Here is an 18,867-nt window from a genome sequence, read left to right as displayed (position 1 = left end):
AACTATTTCCTCCTCGTTTTATTAACATTTTCTATTGTGTGAGAGTCAGCTCCTAAAGCCTTTTCTCTTTCACGCCTTAACTTCTCATATCTGTCATTAACATACTTGTGCATGAACTCTGATTTACTTAATTTAGTCATAGCCTTAGCCCTCCAAGAACATCTTAGTTTCAAAGGCTTCTATATCTATCTTTTGAACAATGTGCTTAGTGGCATTTTCTATATGCTTCTTATTGCTGGAGTATCTAATGAATGTTCCAACTGAATAAAAGTCATTAGTTGGAACTACTACGATATCTCCCTTTTTAAGATCTTCAATATCTGTCAAGTATGAGTATTCCATGAAGTCATAAAGACCTTTAAAACTTATTAGTGCTACTCTACCATCCAAGTTATGTCCTCCTTGTATAGTTTTTTTCAGTATGATATACTGAAGTTGCAAATTTTAATTTTCGGTTGCTTCGGCAACTCTTTTTTTATTACACACCATATTTTTACTTGTGCAGGCTTTTACGCAGTCTGCCTTATTTTTGCAGTAAAAGCAGCATAGTATATTCTTTTCATCTATAGGGCATTTACCTTCACTGCAGAAAATCAATTTTCATACCTCCTTTGCTTAAACTTCGCTTTTGTAGCCTCACCTCCCTTAATGCTTCTAACCTCGATATGATGGTCCAATATGGCTCTAACTTGCTTGTATAAAACTCCATCTAGCTTAGGCAATCTTTCAGTCATATCTTTGTGAACTGTGCTTCTAGAGTAGCAAAATAGTTTAGCTGCTTCTCTTATAGTTAGATCACTCATAACGATATGTGCTGCAACTTCTTTTACTCTATCTTCGATTAAGCGTTCCATCTTTACTCACCTCCTTCTTCAATATCTAAAGTAGACTCACTTTCATGTAATGCTCTTAAAGTAGCCTGTTTTAATGTCCTTGTAATTTGAATACACTCTTCAGTATTGAGTAATCTATAGCTCCTTAAAAACGATACTGCTAAGACTTCATTATCAGTTACCTTCAGGCCTGTATCTTGGTCTAAAGAGTTTAAAAGTTTATACTTTTCCATTACTTTTCACCATCCTTATTTTTCTTATTTGGCATTGCTAATAATCCTATAGTCATAGCCCCCCACATAAGGTAATAAATTTTATCGGATGCCATAATATCGCAGTATTTGCTAAGTAGCAGTATTCCGCCTATTGCAAAAATCTTAGCTTGTTTATCATTTAGTTTCACTTAAACCACCAGCTTGTATATTGCTAAGGAAATAGTTTAAGCATAGATTTTTTAGGTAAAACTCATATTCAACTGCTTGCTCAAAGTCCATATTGAGTGACTTACATATCAATTCGATAAGTTCTAATCTAGTAATGTAAGTGTCTATTTCATCATGTGTATTCTCTTTTTTATCCTCCGTAAATACTAATTCATATCCCTCATTTGTAGTGATAAGATCTGTTATATAAGCTGTTTCCATAGCTTACCTCCATTTAAGTATTTACGAATTATCTTATAGAGCTATCTTGGCTCTTAGCTGTTTCAAAGCTATCGTTATCTGACGAGATATATAACTTTGAGATAGCCCTAAAAATTCAGCAATTTCATTTTGGGTTTTATTTTTATAGAATTTTAGATAAATAATTTGCTTTCTGTTAGGTGCTAGAAGGTTTAAGTTGATACTTGATAGAGCTACATTTTTTAGAGCAACTTCTTCATAGTCTGTTTGATCTGAAATAATATCAAGTAACTCACAATTTTCCGTATCAGCTACTGACACATTTAGACTTGGAACATTAAGATGTCTTTTCATTTTTCTGTGATACATCCCAATTTCATTTGTAATAACTTTACCAAGGTATGTTGAGAAATTTATATTCTTGGAAATATCATAAGAATTATAAGCTTTAATAAATGCTAGTCCACCAACTTGATAAAGGTCATTATATTCGTGGTAGTCATAGCAGTCACAGTTCTGTATAATTTTTCTGATAAGTTTTTCAACCTTTAAAAAGGCTTCATCTTTAGCTAAATTATAGATTCCATCACTAAACTTTAGCTTTTTCATGTCTATCTCCTTATACTCTTATAGTTAGTTTTTTGCCTGTCTTTACTTGAACGAACACATAGTCATAAGCATTTCTACTAAATCTTAAGAACTCTCTAGGATTAAACCCTTCATGCCTTAGAATTTCTTTTTCATACTTAGTTAGCTTCTTAGCCAATTTAAACTACCTCCTATTGATGAACTTATCAATCTCTTCAAAAGTATATAGATCTTTGTTACCTATAGTCTTAGGTTTTATTTGCCTAGCCTTCTTATATCTCCCTAAAGTTCTTTTAGAAATTCTTAGTATTTTAGCAGTTTCGTCTGTTGTAAATAACTTAAGCTCTTCCAACTCTATCCCCCCCCCTATATTTTCTTTTGGATTCTTTAATCCCTACATGATATCCACAGGCATCAATTATCTCGTCTGTTGTACAGTCATATGCTTTCAGCATCTTCAGCACAGTTTGTACGGAAGGTATTCTGTCAGATCTCTCGTATTTCCTATAAGTTTCTAGTTCCACATCTATCTTATCCGCTACTTCTTGTGCTGTTTGTCTTTTAATAGCTCTTAAGCTCTTAAATGTGTTTGTTCTCATGCTTTATTACCTCCCCGTGTTTTTATAATAGCACCTATTGTGCTAATTAAAAAACACAATTTGTGCTAATATTTTTCCATTAAATTAATACATATTCCACATAATTCCTAGTGCAAGTAGATAGGGGTATTTTACTTTCGATTTCTTGATTTTTGGCACATAGTGTGCTAAAATCGACCTAAAAGTAAAAAAAATTTTGAGGTATAGCTATGGATGGTTCAATCTTAAAAAAGCTACGTAATGAAAAAAAACTTACTCAGGAACAGTTAGGCGCGCTTATTGGCAAGAGTGACAGCGCTATAAGAATGTATGAGGCAGGGAAAAGAGATCCTTCGTTTGAGACTCTTAAATTAATATCTGAAGTTTTAAATGTTAGCATTGAATATTTATTGACAGGAAATAATGAGAATGAAAGCAAAACTTCTAGCATTGTAAGTAAGATTATAGATCAACTTATAGCAAATGATGTGATTACAGATTCAGATAGTATAGATAAAGAAGTAGAAGAAATGATTATGTTTGCAGTAAGGACTGAAATAGATAAAAAGCTAAAAAATAAAGACCAGGAGGATTAACCCTCACTAGTCTTTATTTTTTGTTTCTTTATATGGTCAATTATAGTTTTTATATTATCTTCAGTTAACACATTAATATTCTCTGTCCCCAATAATGAAATCAATAGCGAAATCAAAATACCCCCTCCTTGTTACATTTATCATAATATAACAAAAAGTGGGTATTTAAAATGCAAAAAGTTTCTTTTATATTGTCGAAAATGGCACACTATCTAAATAGGATCAGTAATCCCAGGTTCACCCATAGGTCTAATGGAATTAGCACCTATAGTAGCTGATAGAACACTTACTAAGCAAAAAGCTGCTAATACTAATGACATTTTCCTTTTCATTTAAATCACCTCTAGATAATTATATCATATTTTTCCAAAAATTATGATATTAGCTTTATCATTTCTGTATCATTTGTAAATTTTAGTATCACTTTTAATAATAATCTATCAGATATTTTTAGGTTATACTGCTTTATATTATTGATTATTTTAAAAACTTCTAATTTTTCATTTTCAAAATAATCAATAACTTTTTCAAAAACTGTATTCTGATTTATTTCACTATTCATGTTAGAAAAGACCTCCAGTAGCATAGTAAAATCAATATAAACATCATTTTTTTGATTAGTATCAATATCTAGCTCTAACTTATTATATAGGATATTATATTTACACTGAGTAGATACTTCCCGAATAAACTCATAAGCTCTATTTAAATATTCTCTAGCTTGTCTATACTTCTTTTGTTCATGATATAAAGAAGCTATATTACCATAGCTATTAGCAATTATAGTATTATCTTTAGATATCCTAATTATTTTAAAATACACTTTTTTTGCACTATCATAATTCTTCAATTTTGTTTCAATATTGGCTTCAAGAGTCAACACTTTTTCTTCATACTTTCTTAATTTTAGCTTTTTAATAATTTCTATATAATTTAATGCATCATTATACTTTCTTTCTTTATAATAGGCAGTTGCTAAATTGAAATAGAAAGATATCTGTATTTCCTTATCACAACATTGCTCTATATCTTTTTTATGAGTTTCAGCCAAATGTATTATCGTCTTAAATTCGCCCTTAGCATAATAGGCTCTTATCAACATTATATTCATATCAATAATAATGCTTATTGATATATCTCGTTTTAAAACTTCTTGTGCATATAAAATTATTAAATCACTATTAGCATATAAATCGCTCTTAAATACATGAATAGCTTTAGTACACAAGCTGATGAAATCACTATCAACCATTTGTCTTAGTGCTTCATCTAAAGCATTAAGTGATAATCTATCAACTTTTTTTTCTAGGTCTGAAAGTATTTTCTCTATATCGAAGTGTGTGATCCCCAATAAAAAGTTAGTACTAACTTCATAATCTAACGCTATATTTTTTTCCTTTTGTATGTTTAATATCTTGTCTCTCAATTTAATAGCTTGTATAGGACTAATTTCTTTTTTTCCTCTCTCCAATTTCGAAATTACTGTCCTACTTATCTTTTCACAAACAAGATCATCCTGTGTTATATCTAAATCATTACGTATCATCTTTAATATTTCGTTAGTTCTCAACTTTTTCACCTCTTTGCAACTTCAATCTATATTAATATAGTACAACCTACATTGTATACTGTCAATAGAAATTGTACAACTCTTATTAACTTTTTACAATAAATATTGTTATAGTACAATATATATTGATTTTTTATAATATTAATTATATAATTAGCATATATTAATGCTATAAAGTATATGGGGGTTATAACATGGATTTAAAAAAAGAAATTAAAGCTCTTTTGGCTCTTCGAGACATGACAATGAAAGAATTAAACGATAAGCTCAATGAGTCAAAAGAAAATCCCACGGGTGCGCAAAACCTATCAACTCGCCTCAGCAATGGTACTTTAAAATATAAAGAAGTTGAAGAGATACTAAGCATACTAGGCTATCACATAGTGTGGGAAAAGAATGTCGTTTAATAAACATTATAACAAATTACGTTATAACTGCATGAATTTCTTTCGACCAATTTTAACGTTTAATATGATATTCTACTATATTTAATTAATGACACAATAAAATCAAATAAATATTTTTTATAAATATAATATAATTTAAATATTAAACAAAAAAAATTAACATATATGCTAGAACTTTATTACTGAAGTGTTAATTTATTCAAACTTTTTCACTATAATATTCGTTAAACATTATATTTACACGATGTTACATTTATAGAAGTTCAAAATTAACATAATGTCGATAAAAAAGTGAGGCGCTGTCATGTCTGTTACTATAAAGAAAAGACATTCCAAACGTCTAAAAATGGATCTATATTCTTACGAAATAGATTTTATAGACGAGACTACAAAAGAACGAGTAAGAGAAACTGGAAGTGGATTTACTACTAAGACTGAGGCTAAAAATGTAGGCCGTGAAAGAGAGATAGAATTAAAGAAAAAAACAGCTCTTGGTTTCAAAAGTACAAAAATAAAATTTCAAAAATATATTGAGGATTGGCTATTAACTATAGAACCTCAGCTTACTAACTCAACCTGGAAAAGATATAAAATTGCTGTTGACAAAATACTAGTACCTGAGCTTGGTGATATGTTTTTGAACAAAATAAAACCAACAAATATAAATAAGCTTTATTTGCACTGTATCAATGATTTAGGCAACTCTTCTACAACTGTTAGACAATATCATTGGATACTCTCAAAAGCCTTTAAAGACGCTCTAAAGTGGAAAATAATCGAATACAATATAATGGACTCTATCGAGCCACCTAAGAAGGTAAAAAAAGAGCTTACTGTGTATGATAAGGATCAGTTATTTAAACTTCTAGATAGGATAAAGCATATGACTGTCTATATGCCAGTACTAATAAGCTCTACAACTGGTATGAGACTAGGTGAAGTTTGTGGTTTACGTTGGAAGGATGTTGACTTAGATAACAAAGTTATCTACGTTACAAGGCAGCTACAAGAAGTAAAAGGTAAGCTAGAGCTTTTGGAACTAAAGACATCTACATCTAAAAGAGCTATACCTATCATAGAAGATACCAGGAGGGCTCTAGAAGATCTAAAAGATATTTGTGAATATAATAAATCTAACCATGCTAATTACCATAAAGAAGGCTTTGTTATTTGCAAAGGAGATGGTACTCCTTATGATCCTGAGTATGTGTCTAGGAATTATAGAAGGGTCATGAAGCAGTATAAAGTTTGTACTGATTTAAATATACCTTACATCAGATTTCACGATTTAAGGCACACATATGCAACCTTAATGCTAGAAGCTGGTGTTAATCCTAAGATAGTTTCCGGATTACTTGGACATAACACAGTAGGTATGACTTTAAACACTTATAGTCATAGATTACCTAGATTTGATGAAACTGCAGTATCTAAATTAGAAGATTTATTATCTCCCGCAAAAAATGATTCCCCGCAAAATTCCCCGCAAAATTGATTTTTACCTAATTTATTAAAAAACTAAAAGCCTTGTAAACTTAGTGTTTGCAAGGCTTTTATATTGGTGCTCCCAACAGGGTTCGAACCTGCGGCCTATGGATTCGAAGTCCACCACTCTATCCAACTGAGCTATAGGAGCAAAAAATGTAGTTTTTTACAATTTATTAAATAGTAAAATAAAAGACAACTTAATTTGTAAGTTGTCTTTTGTATGGAGCGGGTAGTGGGAGTCGAACCCACCTTTTCAGCTTGGAAGGCTGGAGTATTACCGATATACGATACCCGCGTATTTGGAGCGGAAGACGGGACTCGAACCCGCGACCTTCACCTTGGCAAGGTGACACTCTACCATTGAGTCACTTCCGCTGATTGGTGCAGATGAAGGGAGTCGAACCCCCACGCCGTAGGCGCTAGATCCTAAGTCTAGTGCGTCTGCCAATTCCGCCACATCTGCATCTTTTCATATTAAATTGGTGGCTCACCGGGGAATCGAACCCCGGACACCATGATTAAAAGTCATGTGCTCTACCGACTGAGCTAGTGAACCGTTGGCTGGGATAGCAGGATTCGAACCTACGAATGATGGAGTCAAAGTCCATTGCCTTACCGCTTGGCGACATCCCATTATTACTTTTTATAAAATGTGGGGTGAACGATGGGATTCGAACCCACGACACCCAGAGCCACAATCTGGTGCTCTACCAACTGAACTACGTCCACCACATTTTGGTGCGCCATCAGGGACTCGAACCCAAGACACCCTGATTAAGAGTCAGGTGCTCTACCAACTGAGCTAATGGCGCATAAATGGTGCGTTTTAAGGGATTCGAACCCCTGGCCCACGCCTTAGAAGGGCGTTGCTCTATCCAGCTGAGCTAAAAACGCATATTAAACTTTATTACTATGTAAGTAATTTCAACATCTTTTAGATGTTTTTGGAGCGGGTAGTGGGAGTCGAACCCACCTTTTCAGCTTGGAAGGCTGGAGTATTACCGATATACGATACCCGCATAAAATGGTCGGGGTGACAGGGATTGAACCTGCGACCTCATGGTCCCAAACCACGCGCGCTCCCATCTGCGCCACACCCCGGTATTAAAAAAATGGTGCGTTTTAAGGGATTCGAACCCCTGGCCCACGCCTTAGAAGGGCGTTGCTCTATCCAGCTGAGCTAAAAACGCATATTAAACTTTATTACATGTAAGTAATTTCAACATCTTCTTAGATGTTTTTTGGAGCGGGTAGTGGGAGTCGAACCCACCTTTTCAGCTTGGAAGGCTGGAGTATTACCGATATACGATACCCGCATATTTGGAGCGGAAGACGGGACTCGAACCCGCGACCTTCACCTTGGCAAGGTGACACTCTACCATTGAGTCACTTCCGCTGATTGGTGCAGATGAAGGGAGTCGAACCCCCACGCCGTAGGCGCTAGATCCTAAGTCTAGTGCGTCTGCCAATTCCGCCACATCTGCATCTTTTCATATTAAATTGGTGGCTCACCGGGGAATCGAACCCCGGACACCATGATTAAAAGTCATGTGCTCTACCGACTGAGCTAGTGAACCGTTGGCTGGGATAGCAGGATTCGAACCTACGAATGATGGAGTCAAAGTCCATTGCCTTACCGCTTGGCGACATCCCATTATTACTTTTATAAAATGTGGGGTGAACGATGGGATTCGAACCCACGACACCCAGAGCCACAATCTGGTGCTCTACCAACTGAACTACGTCCACCACATTTTGGTGCGCCATCAGGGACTCGAACCCAAGACACCCTGATTAAGAGTCAGGTGCTCTACCAACTGAGCTAATGGCGCATAAATGGTGCGTTTTAAGGGATTCGAACCCCTGGCCCACGCCTTAGAAGGGCGTTGCTCTATCCAGCTGAGCTAAAAACGCATGTTTAAGCGACAGTGTTTATTTTACTAAACTCAACATCTTTTGTCAAGATGTTTTTGGAGCGGGTAGTGGGAGTCGAACCCACCTTTTCAGCTTGGAAGGCTGGAGTATTACCGATATACGATACCCGCATAAATGGTCGGGGTGACAGGGATTGAACCTGCGACCTCATGGTCCCAAACCACGCGCGCTCCCATCTGCGCCACACCCCGTTAACTTTATGACTTACCTTCTTATCAGGCGAATCATGTTGTAACCTTTCGGCGACAAAGATTATTCTACACGATGTTATTATTTCAGTCAATACTTTTTTTAAAAAAGTTTTTTTATAATAAAAGTTTGCTGAAGTCAGTGTTTATAACCATTTGCGCCGATATAACAATTTACACATCAAAAAGTTCTAAGATTAAAACGAATAAAAATATTCAGAATATATTCTTATTCGCTTATGTATTACACCTCTACAAGGTATGGATAGATAGGCTTTCCTTCTACAACTTCTATGAAAGCTATGCTTCTTTTGCTCATCCTAGGAAGCGAGGCACTTCCTGGATTTATGATCCATAGATTTCTTTCTTGGGTTATTAAAGACTGATGAGTATGCCCAAATAAAGCAGCATCAGCCTCTACTTCCATAGCCTTAAAATATATTGAATTCAACTCATACTTCACATTGTATTTATGTCCATGAGTAATAAAAAACTTTTTATCTAGAACCTTCACTAGCATTTCTGATGGATATTCATTAGAAAAGTCACAATTGCCCTTCACTCCATAGACCTTGCCTTTATAATCGCTTATAAGGTAATCTAGATCAGTTATGTTATCACCAAGATGAATCAATACATCACTCTTCTTTATAAGCCTTTTAACCTTTTCTATATATTCAGTAACATTATGAGTATCACTAACTACAGCTACTAGCATTATTATTATGCCTCCAAAACTAAATTAAATTCTTCAGTTCTTTTTTTATAACCTCTAGTGCTTTTCCTCTATGACTTATTGAGTTCTTTTCATCTGCAGTCATTTCAGCAAAGGTTTTATTAAATTCTGGTACGAAAAATAATGGGTCATATCCAAAGCCCTCTACACCTGTAAGCTCCTCTTTTATAACTCCGTAAGCTCTCTCTTCCACTTTTACAGTTTTTCCAGTTTCATCTATAAGAACTATAGCGCAAACAAAAGCTGCCTTTCTTTCTTCACTAGGCACACCCTTTAACTTTTCTAATAATTTTTCGTTATTCTTTTTATTATTTCCATGTTCTCCTGCATATCTAGCAGAATAAACTCCTGGTTCACCATTTAAATAATCAACTTCTAACCCAGAGTCATCAGCCATTATAAGAAAATCATTTAATCCATCTTTCTTTACGTATTCATATATTTCCTTTGCCTTTTTATAAGAGTTTTCAATAAAAGTCTTCCCATCTTCTACTACATCTATATCTATATTGCAGTCTTTAAGCGACTTTACTTCTACATCTATATCCTTAAGTATTTGCTTTATTTCCTTTATTTTATGGTCATTATTACTTGCTACTATAATTTTTTTCATGCTACTCTCCCCCTGTACCTATCCATAAACTATCTTTCTTTAATACATCTTTTTGAGCTTGAATTATATGTTTTACACCCTTTTCTCCTAGTGAAAGAAGCTCATCTAAATCCTTCCTAGAGAAAGGACTTTCCTCACCTGTTCCCTGCACTTCTATAAATTCACCACCGTCAGTCATAACTATATTCATATCCACTTTTGCCTTTGAATCTTCTTCATAGCAAAGGTCTATAATCTTTTCGTCATTTAGTATACCAACGCTTACAGCTCCAACAAAGCTTCTTATTGGGAAAACCTTAAAGGGCTGATGCTTGTGAAGCCTATTAACCGCATCAACTAATGCTACGAAGGCTCCAGAAATAGATGCTGTTCTAGTACCTCCATCGGCTTGAATAACATCACAATCAATCCATATTGTTTTTTCACCCAAAGCTTTTAAATCAACCACTGATCTCAGTGCTCTTCCTATGAGTCTTTGTATCTCCATAGTTCTTCCATCAATCTTCAATTTAGCTATATCCCTAGGCTTTCTAGATTGAGTTGATCTAGGAAGCATATTGTATTCTGCTGTTATCCAGCCTTCCCCGCTTCCTTTTAGAAATGGAGGCACCTTCTCCTCAATAGAAGCATTACATAATACTTTTGTATCTCCTACCTCTATAAGCACTGACCCTTCAGCGTATTTTGTATAGTTTCTTGTAAGCTTAATAGGTCTTAAGCCTTCATTTTTTCTTCCATCTATTCTCATTTTATTGCCTCCTTTTAATATATAGAAAAAAGTTCATCTCTCTCAGGTTGTGGAACAATAACTTCACCTTCAGATAACTTTACTAGTATTCCTTTTTCTTCTGTTATCTTACCAATTATAGTGGAATTAATTCCATTTTCCTTAAGTAGATTCACAAGACTTTCTCCATTTTTAGTTGTTATAATCATACTTCCAGAAGATATTAACCTAAGTGGGTCTATATTGAATTCCTTACATACTTTTCTAGTAACTACTGAAATAGGCATCTTATCTTCATAGACTTTAAACCCTAAATTAGATGCATCAGCTAACTCCCATAGAGCACCGAGAACACCACCTTCAGTTATATCATGCATACAGTTTACTCCAAACTCCCCACTTATTTTCCCTTCCATTATAACACTAATTTTATTAATATATTCTCTAGCTTCATCAATTTCTTCTTCTGTTAATACATTTTTTATTCTTTCATATTTATCATTTACGATTATATTAGTGCCCTCTAAAGCTAGATTCTTAGTTACAATTATATCATCACCAACCTGAGCCCCTGCCGTTGATACAGCTCTTCCACTTATGCATTTTCCAAGTACCGTACATGATACAACTATCCTATTTACAGCAGTTGTTATCTCAGTATGGCCTCCTATGATCTCAACGTTTATCTTAGAAGTCTCTTCATCTATTTGCCTCATTATTTCATTTATTTCTTCGTAGGTTGTATCCTCTGGCGCTAGTATAGTAACTAAAATCGCTAAAGGTTCTACTCCACAGGATGCTACGTCATTACAATTTACATGAACTGCAAGTCTTCCTATGTTTTCTGCTGCTCCAGTTATTGGGTCCGTAGATATGACACATTCGTATTCTCCAAAATCTATAACTGAACAGTCTTCCCCTACACCATTCCTTACTCTTACTTCATCTCTTTTTACAGATTTATTATTGTTTATCAATCCTTTAAGATCATCCCAATTCAACTTACCTGATTTCATTGCCTTACTCCTTATAATAAATTTATCCCTTAAAAAGAATAAATAATGCTTTATATATGTACTCATGCAATTTTTTATTACAACTAACATATTATTAATATAAGTATTAATTTTATGAGGTGGATACATTGAAGTATATAGGTCCTTTTTTTAGAATAAATAGTCTTACCTCCTTGGAGATAGAAGGGCAGCTATTTTTTCTTTCACGGGAAGCGCTTAAGCATATTGTACTGCAATCTCGTTGCGGTCTCATAGCCTCTAACAAAACTTCCAAAAAGTATCTTTCTAACAATGATATTAACATAATAAAAGATTTTTCTCCACTTTTATGTATTTATAAAAAGGGGTCTCCTAAATTTGCTTCAACCAAGCATTTTCATGGTTGGTCTGAAGATGGTATAAAAAAAGAAATTAACAGCTCAGCCAATGCATTAATGACTCTTAGCATATTGGAACTTTCTACATTCTATGAAAAGTTTCAAAAATCCAATAGCATAAACTACTCAATCTCAAAAATATATAAAGCTCTAGCTAAGCAACAACTAGACTTTTACTCCAGCCAATTGAGAAATGCAGATGGAGTTTTTGTAGATAAGAAAAACTTATCAGAAGGCAACAGTGAATTTAATTTAGTTGATAAAGATAAGAAATTCAAGTTTTCTGATCAGGCAATGATGATGGTAGCATATTATCTTTATTGGAACATATGTACATTGGACGAAGATAGAGAAATGTACAAAAACTTTTCCTTAGATATATTGAATATGTTTTTAAATTATAAAGATGAAGTATACGATCTATCATTTCAAGAATGCTGCAAGATTTGCTTAGCCTTTAATGCACTTTACAGTTATTCTAACAATGATGATGCAAAGCTATTTTTAATTGATATTTCTGATTATCTAATTGATAAGTATGGAGAGAAAAATTACGTATTGGATAACCTTGACTATTCCTGTCTTCTAGCAATCAATCTATACTTATCATATAAAAATACTGGATTGGATTCTTTTAAAGATAACTTTATCCAAATCAGCGAAAGGCATAGAAGACTGTTTGATGATGATTCCGGCATATTCTTAAAACCTATGGAGAAAAAGGATATAAAATATAGTTGCAATGAAATAAATAATTATATGCTAAACATGCTTATCTATGAAGAATTTGAATCTTCTAGAGATTTTAAGGCCATGATTTCTACGGTATTCAGGCAGTTTTATATAAGCTCTGGCCTCGTTACCTCTTGGCCTGAAGCACCATCCTTAGATAACGAGGAAAGATATAGAGATTTAACCTTGAACTCCTCAGATCTTATTGATGAGTCTATGTTTAGAGTTAGCACCGCCACTTCCCCTGATACTACTGGTACTGCACCAATATTTTTGAAGAAGATTTCTTATTCTAAGAAAAAGGAAAGCTTTATAGCTTCTAAACTTTCTTTTGATAGTTTAAAAAACCTAAGCAACTTCTATCTGATTATATTATTATTTAAAGATAAAATTATGAATTCATCTTTTACCCCAGATAATCCTCTAAAAGATGAGAAACTAATAGCAGAAACTGAAACAATTAAAGAAACTGAACCTTCCGAAGCAGACTAAAAATGCATCATTAAAATATTATATTGAACGAAGAAAATCGCTAATGATAATTGCATTAGCGATTTTTAACTTTTTAATGCTAGAACCTATTAAAGTACCCTGTTGAAATTAACCGGTTAGTTATCATATGCTTAGATGAGGTTGCGCAAAGAATTAATATTATTAATCAGCATCCTTATCCTTAAGGTCTTCAGTACTAGAACTCAATTCAATTTTCTTCAGTTCTAACGCACCATCCTTATCAAAAGTTAGGTTCTTTATCTTATCTGATTTGACACAAATTAAGTTATCAAAAAGTAATGGCACTATATACGTATTATCTCTTAATAGCTTCACTAGGCTTTTATTTCTATTATCTACGTCTTCTTTTTTATCAATACTACTTAATATATTAGTTATGTCATTGTTGCTTATGGATTTATTTTTGTTGTTGCTACCCCATTTTGTAACTAACTCCCCATAGACATCAGAACTAGAACCTATATCCTCAAGCAATAACTCGTATTCTCCACTTTTAACAGTCTTATCTAACTGATCCTGCTCCAACAAGTTATACTTTACAGTTATACCATACAAATCTTTAAGATTTTTAGAGATAAAATCACATATATTCTTGTTTTCATCATTGTTAAGACATACTAATCTTAAACTGCCGCCTTTATAATTAGACTTTTCCAGCAAACTGTCTACTTGTTCTTTTATAACATCAAAGTTCTTAGAAGCATCGGTAACATTGGAGCTTACAATACTTTCATTAGATTTCAGTCCTTTTCTTTCTAACTCACCTAAAGCTAATTGAAATTTATCTTCTTTAACTAATGAATTTCCAGTGATTGAACTTAATATAGTCTTTTCCAATGCTCTTCTCATACTTAAATTGATCTTATCGTCTTTGCTGTCTGGATTAAACTCAATTATCTTCATCTTATCCGCAGGAAATATCTCTACTAAATTTTTTGATGTTAACCTTGAAATTTCGCTATTTGGCACATCTAGTATTATGTCTACATTCTTTTTTGATTCAAAATCAGCTAAGGCTAATTCAGCTCCACTGTATATTTTCAATATTATTTCCTTTGGCTCCATACTTTTTTTAGCCCAATACTTATCATTTTGTTGAAGCTCAATTTCCTTGCTATCTTTTATATTCTTTATTGAATACTCCCCTGAATACTTTATGGACGAAAACTCTGTCTTATAATTGTCCAATTTGCTAGATATGTCTCTAAGTTTAAAACATCCTTCGGACAACTTTTTTACGAAATCATTATCTTTTACGTTCATCCTAAACTTAATAGAATTCTTATCACCTTTAGATATAGCAACATTATTTTCAAAGGTTCCTCGCCCCTCATGATAATCCTTCACACCATATATATTGTATAATTCACTAACGTAAGCTTCTTTGTTTTTAGGAGATATTATAGTTTTAAAGAACTTTAAAAAGTCATCAGCTGTAATCTTGCTTCCATCGTTCCAATAAATATCATCTCTAAGCTTAAAAACATACTCAAGACCATCTTTACTTACTGAATAAGACTCAGCAAGCTCTGGTACTATATCACCTTTTTCATTTTTATCAACTAATCCATCAAAAATTGAGTAAAAAATTTCTTTATCTCTAATACTAAAATCAGTTTTTATATCTATACTTTCTGGAAAACTTTCAACAGCATATGTTATAGAATTACTATCATCTATGGTTCTTTCAGGGGTTGTATATGAGCATCCCTGTAAAGAAACAATTATCATAATTAATATTAATAGTTTGGAAAGCTTAAATTTCATCTATATACTCCCCTTTATAAAATATATATCTGAATTATGTCCAAACAATATTAATATTAATCATACTGGTAAATATCTATGAAAATCCAGTTTATCGTATTTCAAATGTTCATTATATTTTCTCTTAAACCATACCTGTCTTTTAAGAAACTTTTTACTATCTTCCAAAATGATTTTTGGTGCTGATAACTTCCAACTATTCATTTTATATATCTCACTTTCAAAAACTCCAGTAGTAATAAAATAAGCTTTATCAGCTTCAATAGATTCTGCTAGGTTTAGAAACCTGTAGTAATCCTCTTTAAAAACCACTAGAGTTTTATCAAACATTAAAAATACTTTTTCTCTTTTTCCTATAAGCTTTATTTGAAGGGTTAACTTACTTTTAATTATTACTTCGTATTGTATTCCATAAATCCAGCAATTCTTGGTCAAATTCTTGAATACCACTTCTACAGGTATTCTTTTAAACTTAAATATGGCTTTATCTAAAGAATTTTTGTATAACTTATAATATAATGAACTGATTACCCCAAAGCTGCCTCCAAATCCTTACTTCGAGATGTATTAACTCAATAATTTAATCTAAACTAAAAGTTAGTAATTCAATCTTATTAATGAGTATGTACATCTAAACCACAATATATGAATATGCTGCATACACTTATAGTATTTCAAATTAGCTTGTGAAATTTAATAATTTTCTAGATAAAAAATATTACTAACCTTGATAAAAAAACTTAAACAGATTATTATAGTAATATAAATTATGTATTCTATTACATATATTATATATTGCTATATTGCTGGAGGTTTTGGTAATGTTACTTGTTATAGAGATAATTGGTTTGTTATGTATGTTGACTATAATGTTTGTTGCTATCTGGGGATTCATAATAGCTAGATTCGCTTACAGTCAAATAAAATATCAAAACTATCTATTGGAAAAGCTTACTCAAAATATTTATTTGTTAGTAACAAAAACTGATGGCATCATTGATAGAGCCACTTTAAACACTAATAATGATGTTACTGAATATGATTCAAATGAAAATAAGAACCTAGATGGACAAATATAGCCATCTAGGTTCTTATTTCTATTCCTCAATTATTTCACATACAACCCCATAAATACTATAGAAATTGTAGCGATAATAAAACATATCAACGGATATGTTAACTTTTTACTTCCTTTTTCAAGTAGAAAAAATCTTATCCCCCAAAATATCATCGTTATACTCAACCCTATTTGGATTGGATAATACGAATTAAAGACTTCATTGATATATATAAATTGATAGGTGGTAAGGAGGGTAAGTATTATAGCTACGCTTGTTATCATCGCTGAAAGTAAGCTAAAAATACTTATAAGCCTTCTCATTCTAACCTCCTATAAGACTATTAAAGTCTTCTTCTGATAATATCTTTAATCCAAGCTCTAAGGCTTTAGTGTACTTGGATCCAGCATCCTCGCCAACTATAACATAGTCAGTTTTTTTGCTTACACTACCTGAGACTTTTGCCCCTAGAGACTCAAGCTTTTCCTTTATCTCAGTTCTGCTATAAGAAGCTAAAGAACCTGTAACCACAACAGTCTTTCCTTCAAAAGGATTTTCCTTAACTTCATTTTCCTCATATTTAGGAGTAACACCAAGCTCTAAAAGTTCATTTATTGTAGCTATAACCTTTTCTTCAGAGAAAAAGTCGATTATACTCTTTGCCACAATACCACCTATATCACTGACACTTATCAGCTCCTCATAGGTAGCCTTCTCTAGATTATCTATGTTCTTAAATCTCTTAACCAAATCCTTAGCTGTCTTTACTCCTACATTAGGTATTCCCAATGCATATATAAAGGAATGTAGTTGACAGTCCTTACTACTCTCAATGGCATTTAATAAGTTTTGTGCCTTTTTCTCACCAAACTTTTCTAAGGTTAATAGACTTTCTTTTTCCAGTTTATATAACTCTGTTATTGACTTTATCTCTAGCTTTTCAAATAACTGCTCCGCTGTTTTTTCCGAAAAACCTTCTATATTCATAGCTTCTCTAGATGCATAGTGTACTATGGTCTTAACCATCTGAGGCTTACAAGAAAGAGTATTTTCGCAGAAATAATGTGCACCGTTTAAAACAATATGGCTGCCACAAGCAGGACATGTTTCTGGTGGAACAATTTCTCTAGTATCTTCACCAGGTTCTCCTGCTACGCCCATTATCTCAGGAATAACATCATTGGATCTTCTAACGAATACCTCTGCTCCAATTAGTACACCTTTCCTTCTTACATCATCCATATTATTTAAGGTTGCTCTCTTCACAGTTACGCCAGCTAGTTCTACCGGTTCTAGTAATGCTGTAGGACTAACTCTTCCACTTCTCCCAACGTTCCATTCCACATCTAGAAGTTTCGTTGTAGCTTCTTGAGCTTCAAACTTAAAAGCTATCGCCCATTTAGGAAACTTAATTGTATATCCAAGTAGTTCTCTAGTCCTCATATCATCAATAGCAACAACGGCCCCATCTATATCATAATTTAGCTCAAATCTTATATCTTTTATATACTCGATTTCTCTCTCTATATCTTCCATAGTATGACAGATCTTCATATACTCATCAATTGGAAACCCTTTCTCTTTTATGAAGTTCATCATTTCTTCATAAGAACTAAAAGGTGTCCCTTCTTTATATCCTACATCATAAAAGAAAGCAGATAGATTTCTTTTTGCGGTTTCTTTTATATTTAGATTTCTAAGTGCCCCTGCTGCACCATTCCTAAGGTTTTTTAACGGTACCTCTGAAACTTCATTGTATCTATCAAAGGCTTCCTTAGTCATTATTGCTTCACCATGGATTTCCAAAACATCACTGCAGTTAATCTTAAGCGGTAAGGATTTTATGGTTTTAGCCTGTGCAGTAACATCCTCACCTATTTCTCCAGTGCCTCTAGTTGCAGCTTTTGTAAGAACGCCATTAACATCATAGGTACAATTTATAGTCAATCCATCAAACTTTTTAGTAACTATATATCTTAGTACCGGAAGTTTATCTTCATGACTTCTATTATAATCCTCAACAAACTTCACATTTCTATTATGCCATTCTTTAAGTTCCTCTAAAGTCTGCGCCTTGTCCAAGCTCCACAATCTAGCTTTATGAGTATATTTTGAAAACTCTGCAAGAGCAGTATCTCCAACTCTTTGAGTAGGAGAATAAGGTAATACATAAGAAGTTTCTTTTTCTAATGTAAGCAGCTCGTCATACTTCCTATCATAATCCTTATCTGATACAGAAGGATTACTTAGGGTATAGTATTCATATGCATATTTATTTAGCTCTTCTACTAGCTCCTCTATTCTTTTAATCTTATCCATCTAAACACCTCTCAATCTAATTGAGCTTTATATTATAGTATTATATATAGAAACCCATTACTAAAACTTAATTCATGGGCCCCTAATAAAAATCTATTTTTCTTTTCTACAGCAAAGCTTCACATTGAATCTTATATTTATCCTGATTATAATTTTATGTACAAGCATAAAATATTATGATAATAGCACCAAATCCCTATCTT

At 33.0% G+C, this 18,867-nt stretch carries 25 protein-coding genes and 22 tRNA genes; 5 read left to right on the top strand and 42 right to left on the bottom strand.

Annotated elements, in window-relative coordinates; translation table 11 throughout:
• Window positions 1-2 precede the first annotated feature (2 nt).
• From C1I91_RS28050 to C1I91_RS05905, 11 genes are read right to left on the bottom strand one after another with little or no spacing between them, the layout of a single operon-like run.
• A complete protein-coding gene (locus C1I91_RS28050) occupies window positions 3-140 on the bottom strand; it encodes a hypothetical protein (RefSeq protein WP_164880462.1) in 138 nt (45 codons plus the stop codon).
• Window positions 141-144: 4 nt separating this feature from the next.
• Window positions 145-390, bottom strand: a complete 246-nt coding sequence (locus tag C1I91_RS05935) for a hypothetical protein (protein WP_128211990.1) — start codon at window positions 388-390, stop codon at window positions 145-147.
• A 54-nt stretch (window positions 391-444) separates the two neighbouring features.
• The gene (locus C1I91_RS28045) at window positions 445-597 is read right to left on the bottom strand and encodes a hypothetical protein (protein ID WP_164880461.1); all 153 of its coding nucleotides are present in this window, start codon (window positions 595-597) and stop codon (window positions 445-447) included.
• The gene (locus C1I91_RS05930; RefSeq protein ID WP_128211988.1) at window positions 594-854 is read right to left on the bottom strand and encodes a sporulation transcriptional regulator SpoIIID; all 261 of its coding nucleotides are present in this window, start codon (window positions 852-854) and stop codon (window positions 594-596) included. Before C1I91_RS05930 ends, C1I91_RS28045 begins: the two co-directional genes overlap by 4 nt.
• A gap of 2 nt (window positions 855-856) precedes the next feature.
• Window positions 857-1,066: a hypothetical protein gene (locus tag C1I91_RS05925; RefSeq protein WP_128211986.1), complete on the bottom strand. Its 210-nt coding sequence runs from the start codon at window positions 1,064-1,066 to the stop codon at window positions 857-859.
• A complete protein-coding gene (locus C1I91_RS28040) occupies window positions 1,066-1,236 on the bottom strand; it encodes a hypothetical protein (protein WP_164880460.1) in 171 nt (56 codons plus the stop codon). Before C1I91_RS28040 ends, C1I91_RS05925 begins: the two co-directional genes overlap by 1 nt.
• Window positions 1,223-1,477 carry a hypothetical protein gene (locus C1I91_RS05920; protein WP_128211984.1) on the bottom strand — a complete coding sequence of 85 codons (255 nt, stop codon included), beginning with the start codon at window positions 1,475-1,477 and terminating at the stop codon, window positions 1,223-1,225. Before C1I91_RS05920 ends, C1I91_RS28040 begins: the two co-directional genes overlap by 14 nt.
• Before the next feature lie 33 nt (window positions 1,478-1,510).
• Entirely contained in the window at window positions 1,511-2,065 is a 555-nt protein-coding gene (locus C1I91_RS05915; protein ID WP_128211982.1) for a sigma-70 family RNA polymerase sigma factor, read from the bottom strand.
• A 10-nt stretch (window positions 2,066-2,075) separates the two neighbouring features.
• Window positions 2,076-2,222 carry a DUF6906 family protein gene (locus C1I91_RS28035; protein ID WP_164880459.1) on the bottom strand — a complete coding sequence of 49 codons (147 nt, stop codon included), beginning with the start codon at window positions 2,220-2,222 and terminating at the stop codon, window positions 2,076-2,078.
• Between the two features lie 6 nt (window positions 2,223-2,228).
• Window positions 2,229-2,396, bottom strand: a complete 168-nt coding sequence (locus tag C1I91_RS05910) for a helix-turn-helix domain-containing protein (RefSeq protein WP_164880458.1) — start codon at window positions 2,394-2,396, stop codon at window positions 2,229-2,231.
• Complete coding sequence (locus C1I91_RS05905; protein ID WP_128211978.1) at window positions 2,383-2,643, bottom strand: helix-turn-helix transcriptional regulator; 261 nt, start codon at window positions 2,641-2,643, stop codon at window positions 2,383-2,385. Before C1I91_RS05905 ends, C1I91_RS05910 begins: the two co-directional genes overlap by 14 nt.
• A 209-nt stretch (window positions 2,644-2,852) precedes the next feature.
• Here C1I91_RS05905 and C1I91_RS05900 point away from each other — a divergent pair, with 209 nt between their 5' ends.
• On the top strand, window positions 2,853-3,218 hold the full coding sequence (locus C1I91_RS05900; protein WP_128211976.1) for a helix-turn-helix domain-containing protein: 366 nt from the start codon (window positions 2,853-2,855) through the stop codon (window positions 3,216-3,218).
• A 373-nt stretch (window positions 3,219-3,591) separates the two neighbouring features.
• Here the strand turns inward: C1I91_RS05900 and C1I91_RS05895 are convergent, their stop codons facing one another.
• Window positions 3,592-4,788, bottom strand: a complete 1,197-nt coding sequence (locus C1I91_RS05895) for a helix-turn-helix transcriptional regulator (protein ID WP_128211974.1) — start codon at window positions 4,786-4,788, stop codon at window positions 3,592-3,594.
• Between the two features lie 194 nt (window positions 4,789-4,982).
• Here C1I91_RS05895 and C1I91_RS05890 point away from each other — a divergent pair, with 194 nt between their 5' ends.
• A complete protein-coding gene (locus tag C1I91_RS05890) occupies window positions 4,983-5,195 on the top strand; it encodes an LLM class flavin-dependent oxidoreductase (protein WP_128211972.1) in 213 nt (70 codons plus the stop codon).
• Window positions 5,196-5,499: 304 nt separating this feature from the next.
• Window positions 5,500-6,690 carry a tyrosine-type recombinase/integrase gene (locus C1I91_RS05885; protein WP_238475930.1) on the top strand — a complete coding sequence of 397 codons (1,191 nt, stop codon included), beginning with the start codon at window positions 5,500-5,502 and terminating at the stop codon, window positions 6,688-6,690.
• A 64-nt stretch (window positions 6,691-6,754) separates the two neighbouring features.
• Here the strand turns inward: C1I91_RS05885 and C1I91_RS05880 are convergent.
• The 26 genes from C1I91_RS05880 to C1I91_RS05755 form a co-directional block, all read right to left on the bottom strand.
• Window positions 6,755-6,831 (bottom strand) — tRNA-Arg (locus C1I91_RS05880).
• Between the two features lie 73 nt (window positions 6,832-6,904).
• A tRNA-Gly gene (locus C1I91_RS05875) sits at window positions 6,905-6,978 on the bottom strand.
• A gap of 5 nt (window positions 6,979-6,983) precedes the next feature.
• Window positions 6,984-7,058 (bottom strand) — tRNA-Gly (locus C1I91_RS05870).
• A 4-nt stretch (window positions 7,059-7,062) separates the two neighbouring features.
• Window positions 7,063-7,146, bottom strand: a tRNA-Leu gene (locus C1I91_RS05865).
• 17 nt (window positions 7,147-7,163) lie between these two features.
• Window positions 7,164-7,239: transfer RNA gene (locus C1I91_RS05860), tRNA-Lys, on the bottom strand.
• A 2-nt stretch (window positions 7,240-7,241) separates the two neighbouring features.
• A tRNA-Gln gene (locus C1I91_RS05855) sits at window positions 7,242-7,316 on the bottom strand.
• A 20-nt stretch (window positions 7,317-7,336) separates the two neighbouring features.
• A tRNA-His gene (locus C1I91_RS05850) sits at window positions 7,337-7,412 on the bottom strand.
• A 7-nt stretch (window positions 7,413-7,419) separates the two neighbouring features.
• A tRNA-Lys gene (locus C1I91_RS05845) sits at window positions 7,420-7,495 on the bottom strand.
• 5 nt (window positions 7,496-7,500) lie between these two features.
• A tRNA-Arg gene (locus C1I91_RS05840) sits at window positions 7,501-7,577 on the bottom strand.
• A gap of 51 nt (window positions 7,578-7,628) precedes the next feature.
• Window positions 7,629-7,702, bottom strand: a tRNA-Gly gene (locus C1I91_RS05835).
• Window positions 7,703-7,708: 6 nt separating this feature from the next.
• Window positions 7,709-7,784, bottom strand: a tRNA-Pro gene (locus C1I91_RS05830).
• Between the two features lie 12 nt (window positions 7,785-7,796).
• A tRNA-Arg gene (locus tag C1I91_RS05825) sits at window positions 7,797-7,873 on the bottom strand.
• Between the two features lie 52 nt (window positions 7,874-7,925).
• Window positions 7,926-7,999: transfer RNA gene (locus C1I91_RS05820), tRNA-Gly, on the bottom strand.
• A 5-nt stretch (window positions 8,000-8,004) separates the two neighbouring features.
• Window positions 8,005-8,079, bottom strand: a tRNA-Gly gene (locus C1I91_RS05815).
• Window positions 8,080-8,083: 4 nt separating this feature from the next.
• Window positions 8,084-8,167: transfer RNA gene (locus C1I91_RS05810), tRNA-Leu, on the bottom strand.
• A gap of 17 nt (window positions 8,168-8,184) precedes the next feature.
• Window positions 8,185-8,260, bottom strand: a tRNA-Lys gene (locus tag C1I91_RS05805).
• Window positions 8,261-8,262: 2 nt separating this feature from the next.
• Window positions 8,263-8,337: transfer RNA gene (locus C1I91_RS05800), tRNA-Gln, on the bottom strand.
• 19 nt (window positions 8,338-8,356) lie between these two features.
• Window positions 8,357-8,432: transfer RNA gene (locus C1I91_RS05795), tRNA-His, on the bottom strand.
• A gap of 7 nt (window positions 8,433-8,439) precedes the next feature.
• Window positions 8,440-8,515, bottom strand: a tRNA-Lys gene (locus C1I91_RS05790).
• A gap of 5 nt (window positions 8,516-8,520) precedes the next feature.
• Window positions 8,521-8,597 (bottom strand) — tRNA-Arg (locus C1I91_RS05785).
• A gap of 57 nt (window positions 8,598-8,654) precedes the next feature.
• Window positions 8,655-8,728: transfer RNA gene (locus tag C1I91_RS05780), tRNA-Gly, on the bottom strand.
• A gap of 5 nt (window positions 8,729-8,733) precedes the next feature.
• Window positions 8,734-8,809 (bottom strand) — tRNA-Pro (locus C1I91_RS05775).
• Window positions 8,810-9,050: 241 nt separating this feature from the next.
• On the bottom strand, window positions 9,051-9,524 hold the full coding sequence (locus C1I91_RS05770; protein WP_128211970.1) for a metallophosphoesterase: 474 nt from the start codon (window positions 9,522-9,524) through the stop codon (window positions 9,051-9,053).
• Window positions 9,525-9,543: 19 nt separating this feature from the next.
• Window positions 9,544-10,155, bottom strand: coding sequence for an XTP/dITP diphosphatase (locus C1I91_RS05765; RefSeq protein ID WP_128211968.1), 612 nt, complete (start codon window positions 10,153-10,155; stop codon window positions 9,544-9,546).
• 1 nt (window position 10,156) lies between these two features.
• On the bottom strand, window positions 10,157-10,903 hold the full coding sequence (rph, locus tag C1I91_RS05760) for a ribonuclease PH (RefSeq protein WP_128211966.1): 747 nt from the start codon (window positions 10,901-10,903) through the stop codon (window positions 10,157-10,159).
• Between the two features lie 14 nt (window positions 10,904-10,917).
• Window positions 10,918-11,898 (bottom strand): AIR synthase family protein, encoded by a 981-nt coding sequence (locus C1I91_RS05755; protein ID WP_128211964.1) that lies wholly within the window; start codon window positions 11,896-11,898, stop codon window positions 10,918-10,920.
• Between the two features lie 128 nt (window positions 11,899-12,026).
• On the opposite strand from C1I91_RS05755, the gene C1I91_RS05750 reads away from it, so the two are divergent.
• Window positions 12,027-13,499: a hypothetical protein gene (locus C1I91_RS05750; RefSeq protein WP_128211962.1), complete on the top strand. Its 1,473-nt coding sequence runs from the start codon at window positions 12,027-12,029 to the stop codon at window positions 13,497-13,499.
• Window positions 13,500-13,661: 162 nt separating this feature from the next.
• Here the strand turns inward: C1I91_RS05750 and C1I91_RS05745 are convergent, their stop codons facing one another.
• Together C1I91_RS05745 and C1I91_RS05740 are read right to left on the bottom strand one after the other, a co-directional pair.
• The gene (locus tag C1I91_RS05745) at window positions 13,662-15,287 is read right to left on the bottom strand and encodes an ABC transporter substrate-binding protein (RefSeq protein WP_128211959.1); all 1,626 of its coding nucleotides are present in this window, start codon (window positions 15,285-15,287) and stop codon (window positions 13,662-13,664) included.
• Between the two features lie 60 nt (window positions 15,288-15,347).
• Window positions 15,348-15,722 carry a hypothetical protein gene (locus C1I91_RS05740; RefSeq protein WP_128211957.1) on the bottom strand — a complete coding sequence of 125 codons (375 nt, stop codon included), beginning with the start codon at window positions 15,720-15,722 and terminating at the stop codon, window positions 15,348-15,350.
• Between the two features lie 386 nt (window positions 15,723-16,108).
• Between C1I91_RS05740 and C1I91_RS05735 the strand changes: the two genes are divergently transcribed.
• Entirely contained in the window at window positions 16,109-16,366 is a 258-nt protein-coding gene (locus C1I91_RS05735; RefSeq protein WP_205694282.1) for a hypothetical protein, read from the top strand.
• Window positions 16,367-16,395: 29 nt separating this feature from the next.
• Here the strand turns inward: C1I91_RS05735 and C1I91_RS05730 are convergent, their stop codons facing one another.
• Both C1I91_RS05730 and ligA read right to left on the bottom strand, forming a co-directional pair.
• Window positions 16,396-16,668, bottom strand: a complete 273-nt coding sequence (locus tag C1I91_RS05730) for a hypothetical protein (RefSeq protein WP_128211955.1) — start codon at window positions 16,666-16,668, stop codon at window positions 16,396-16,398.
• Between the two features lies 1 nt (window position 16,669).
• A complete protein-coding gene (gene ligA, locus C1I91_RS05725) occupies window positions 16,670-18,664 on the bottom strand; it encodes an NAD-dependent DNA ligase LigA (protein WP_128211953.1) in 1,995 nt (664 codons plus the stop codon).
• Window positions 18,665-18,867: the final 203 nt, after the last annotated feature.

Origin of the sequence: Clostridium manihotivorum, assembly GCF_004015185.1 — a bacterium.
Classification (GTDB): Bacteria; Bacillota; Clostridia; order Clostridiales; family Clostridiaceae; genus Clostridium_AR; species Clostridium_AR manihotivorum.
The sequence above is the reverse complement of the archived record's forward strand: the minus strand, read 5'-3'. Positions and strand labels throughout refer to the sequence as shown.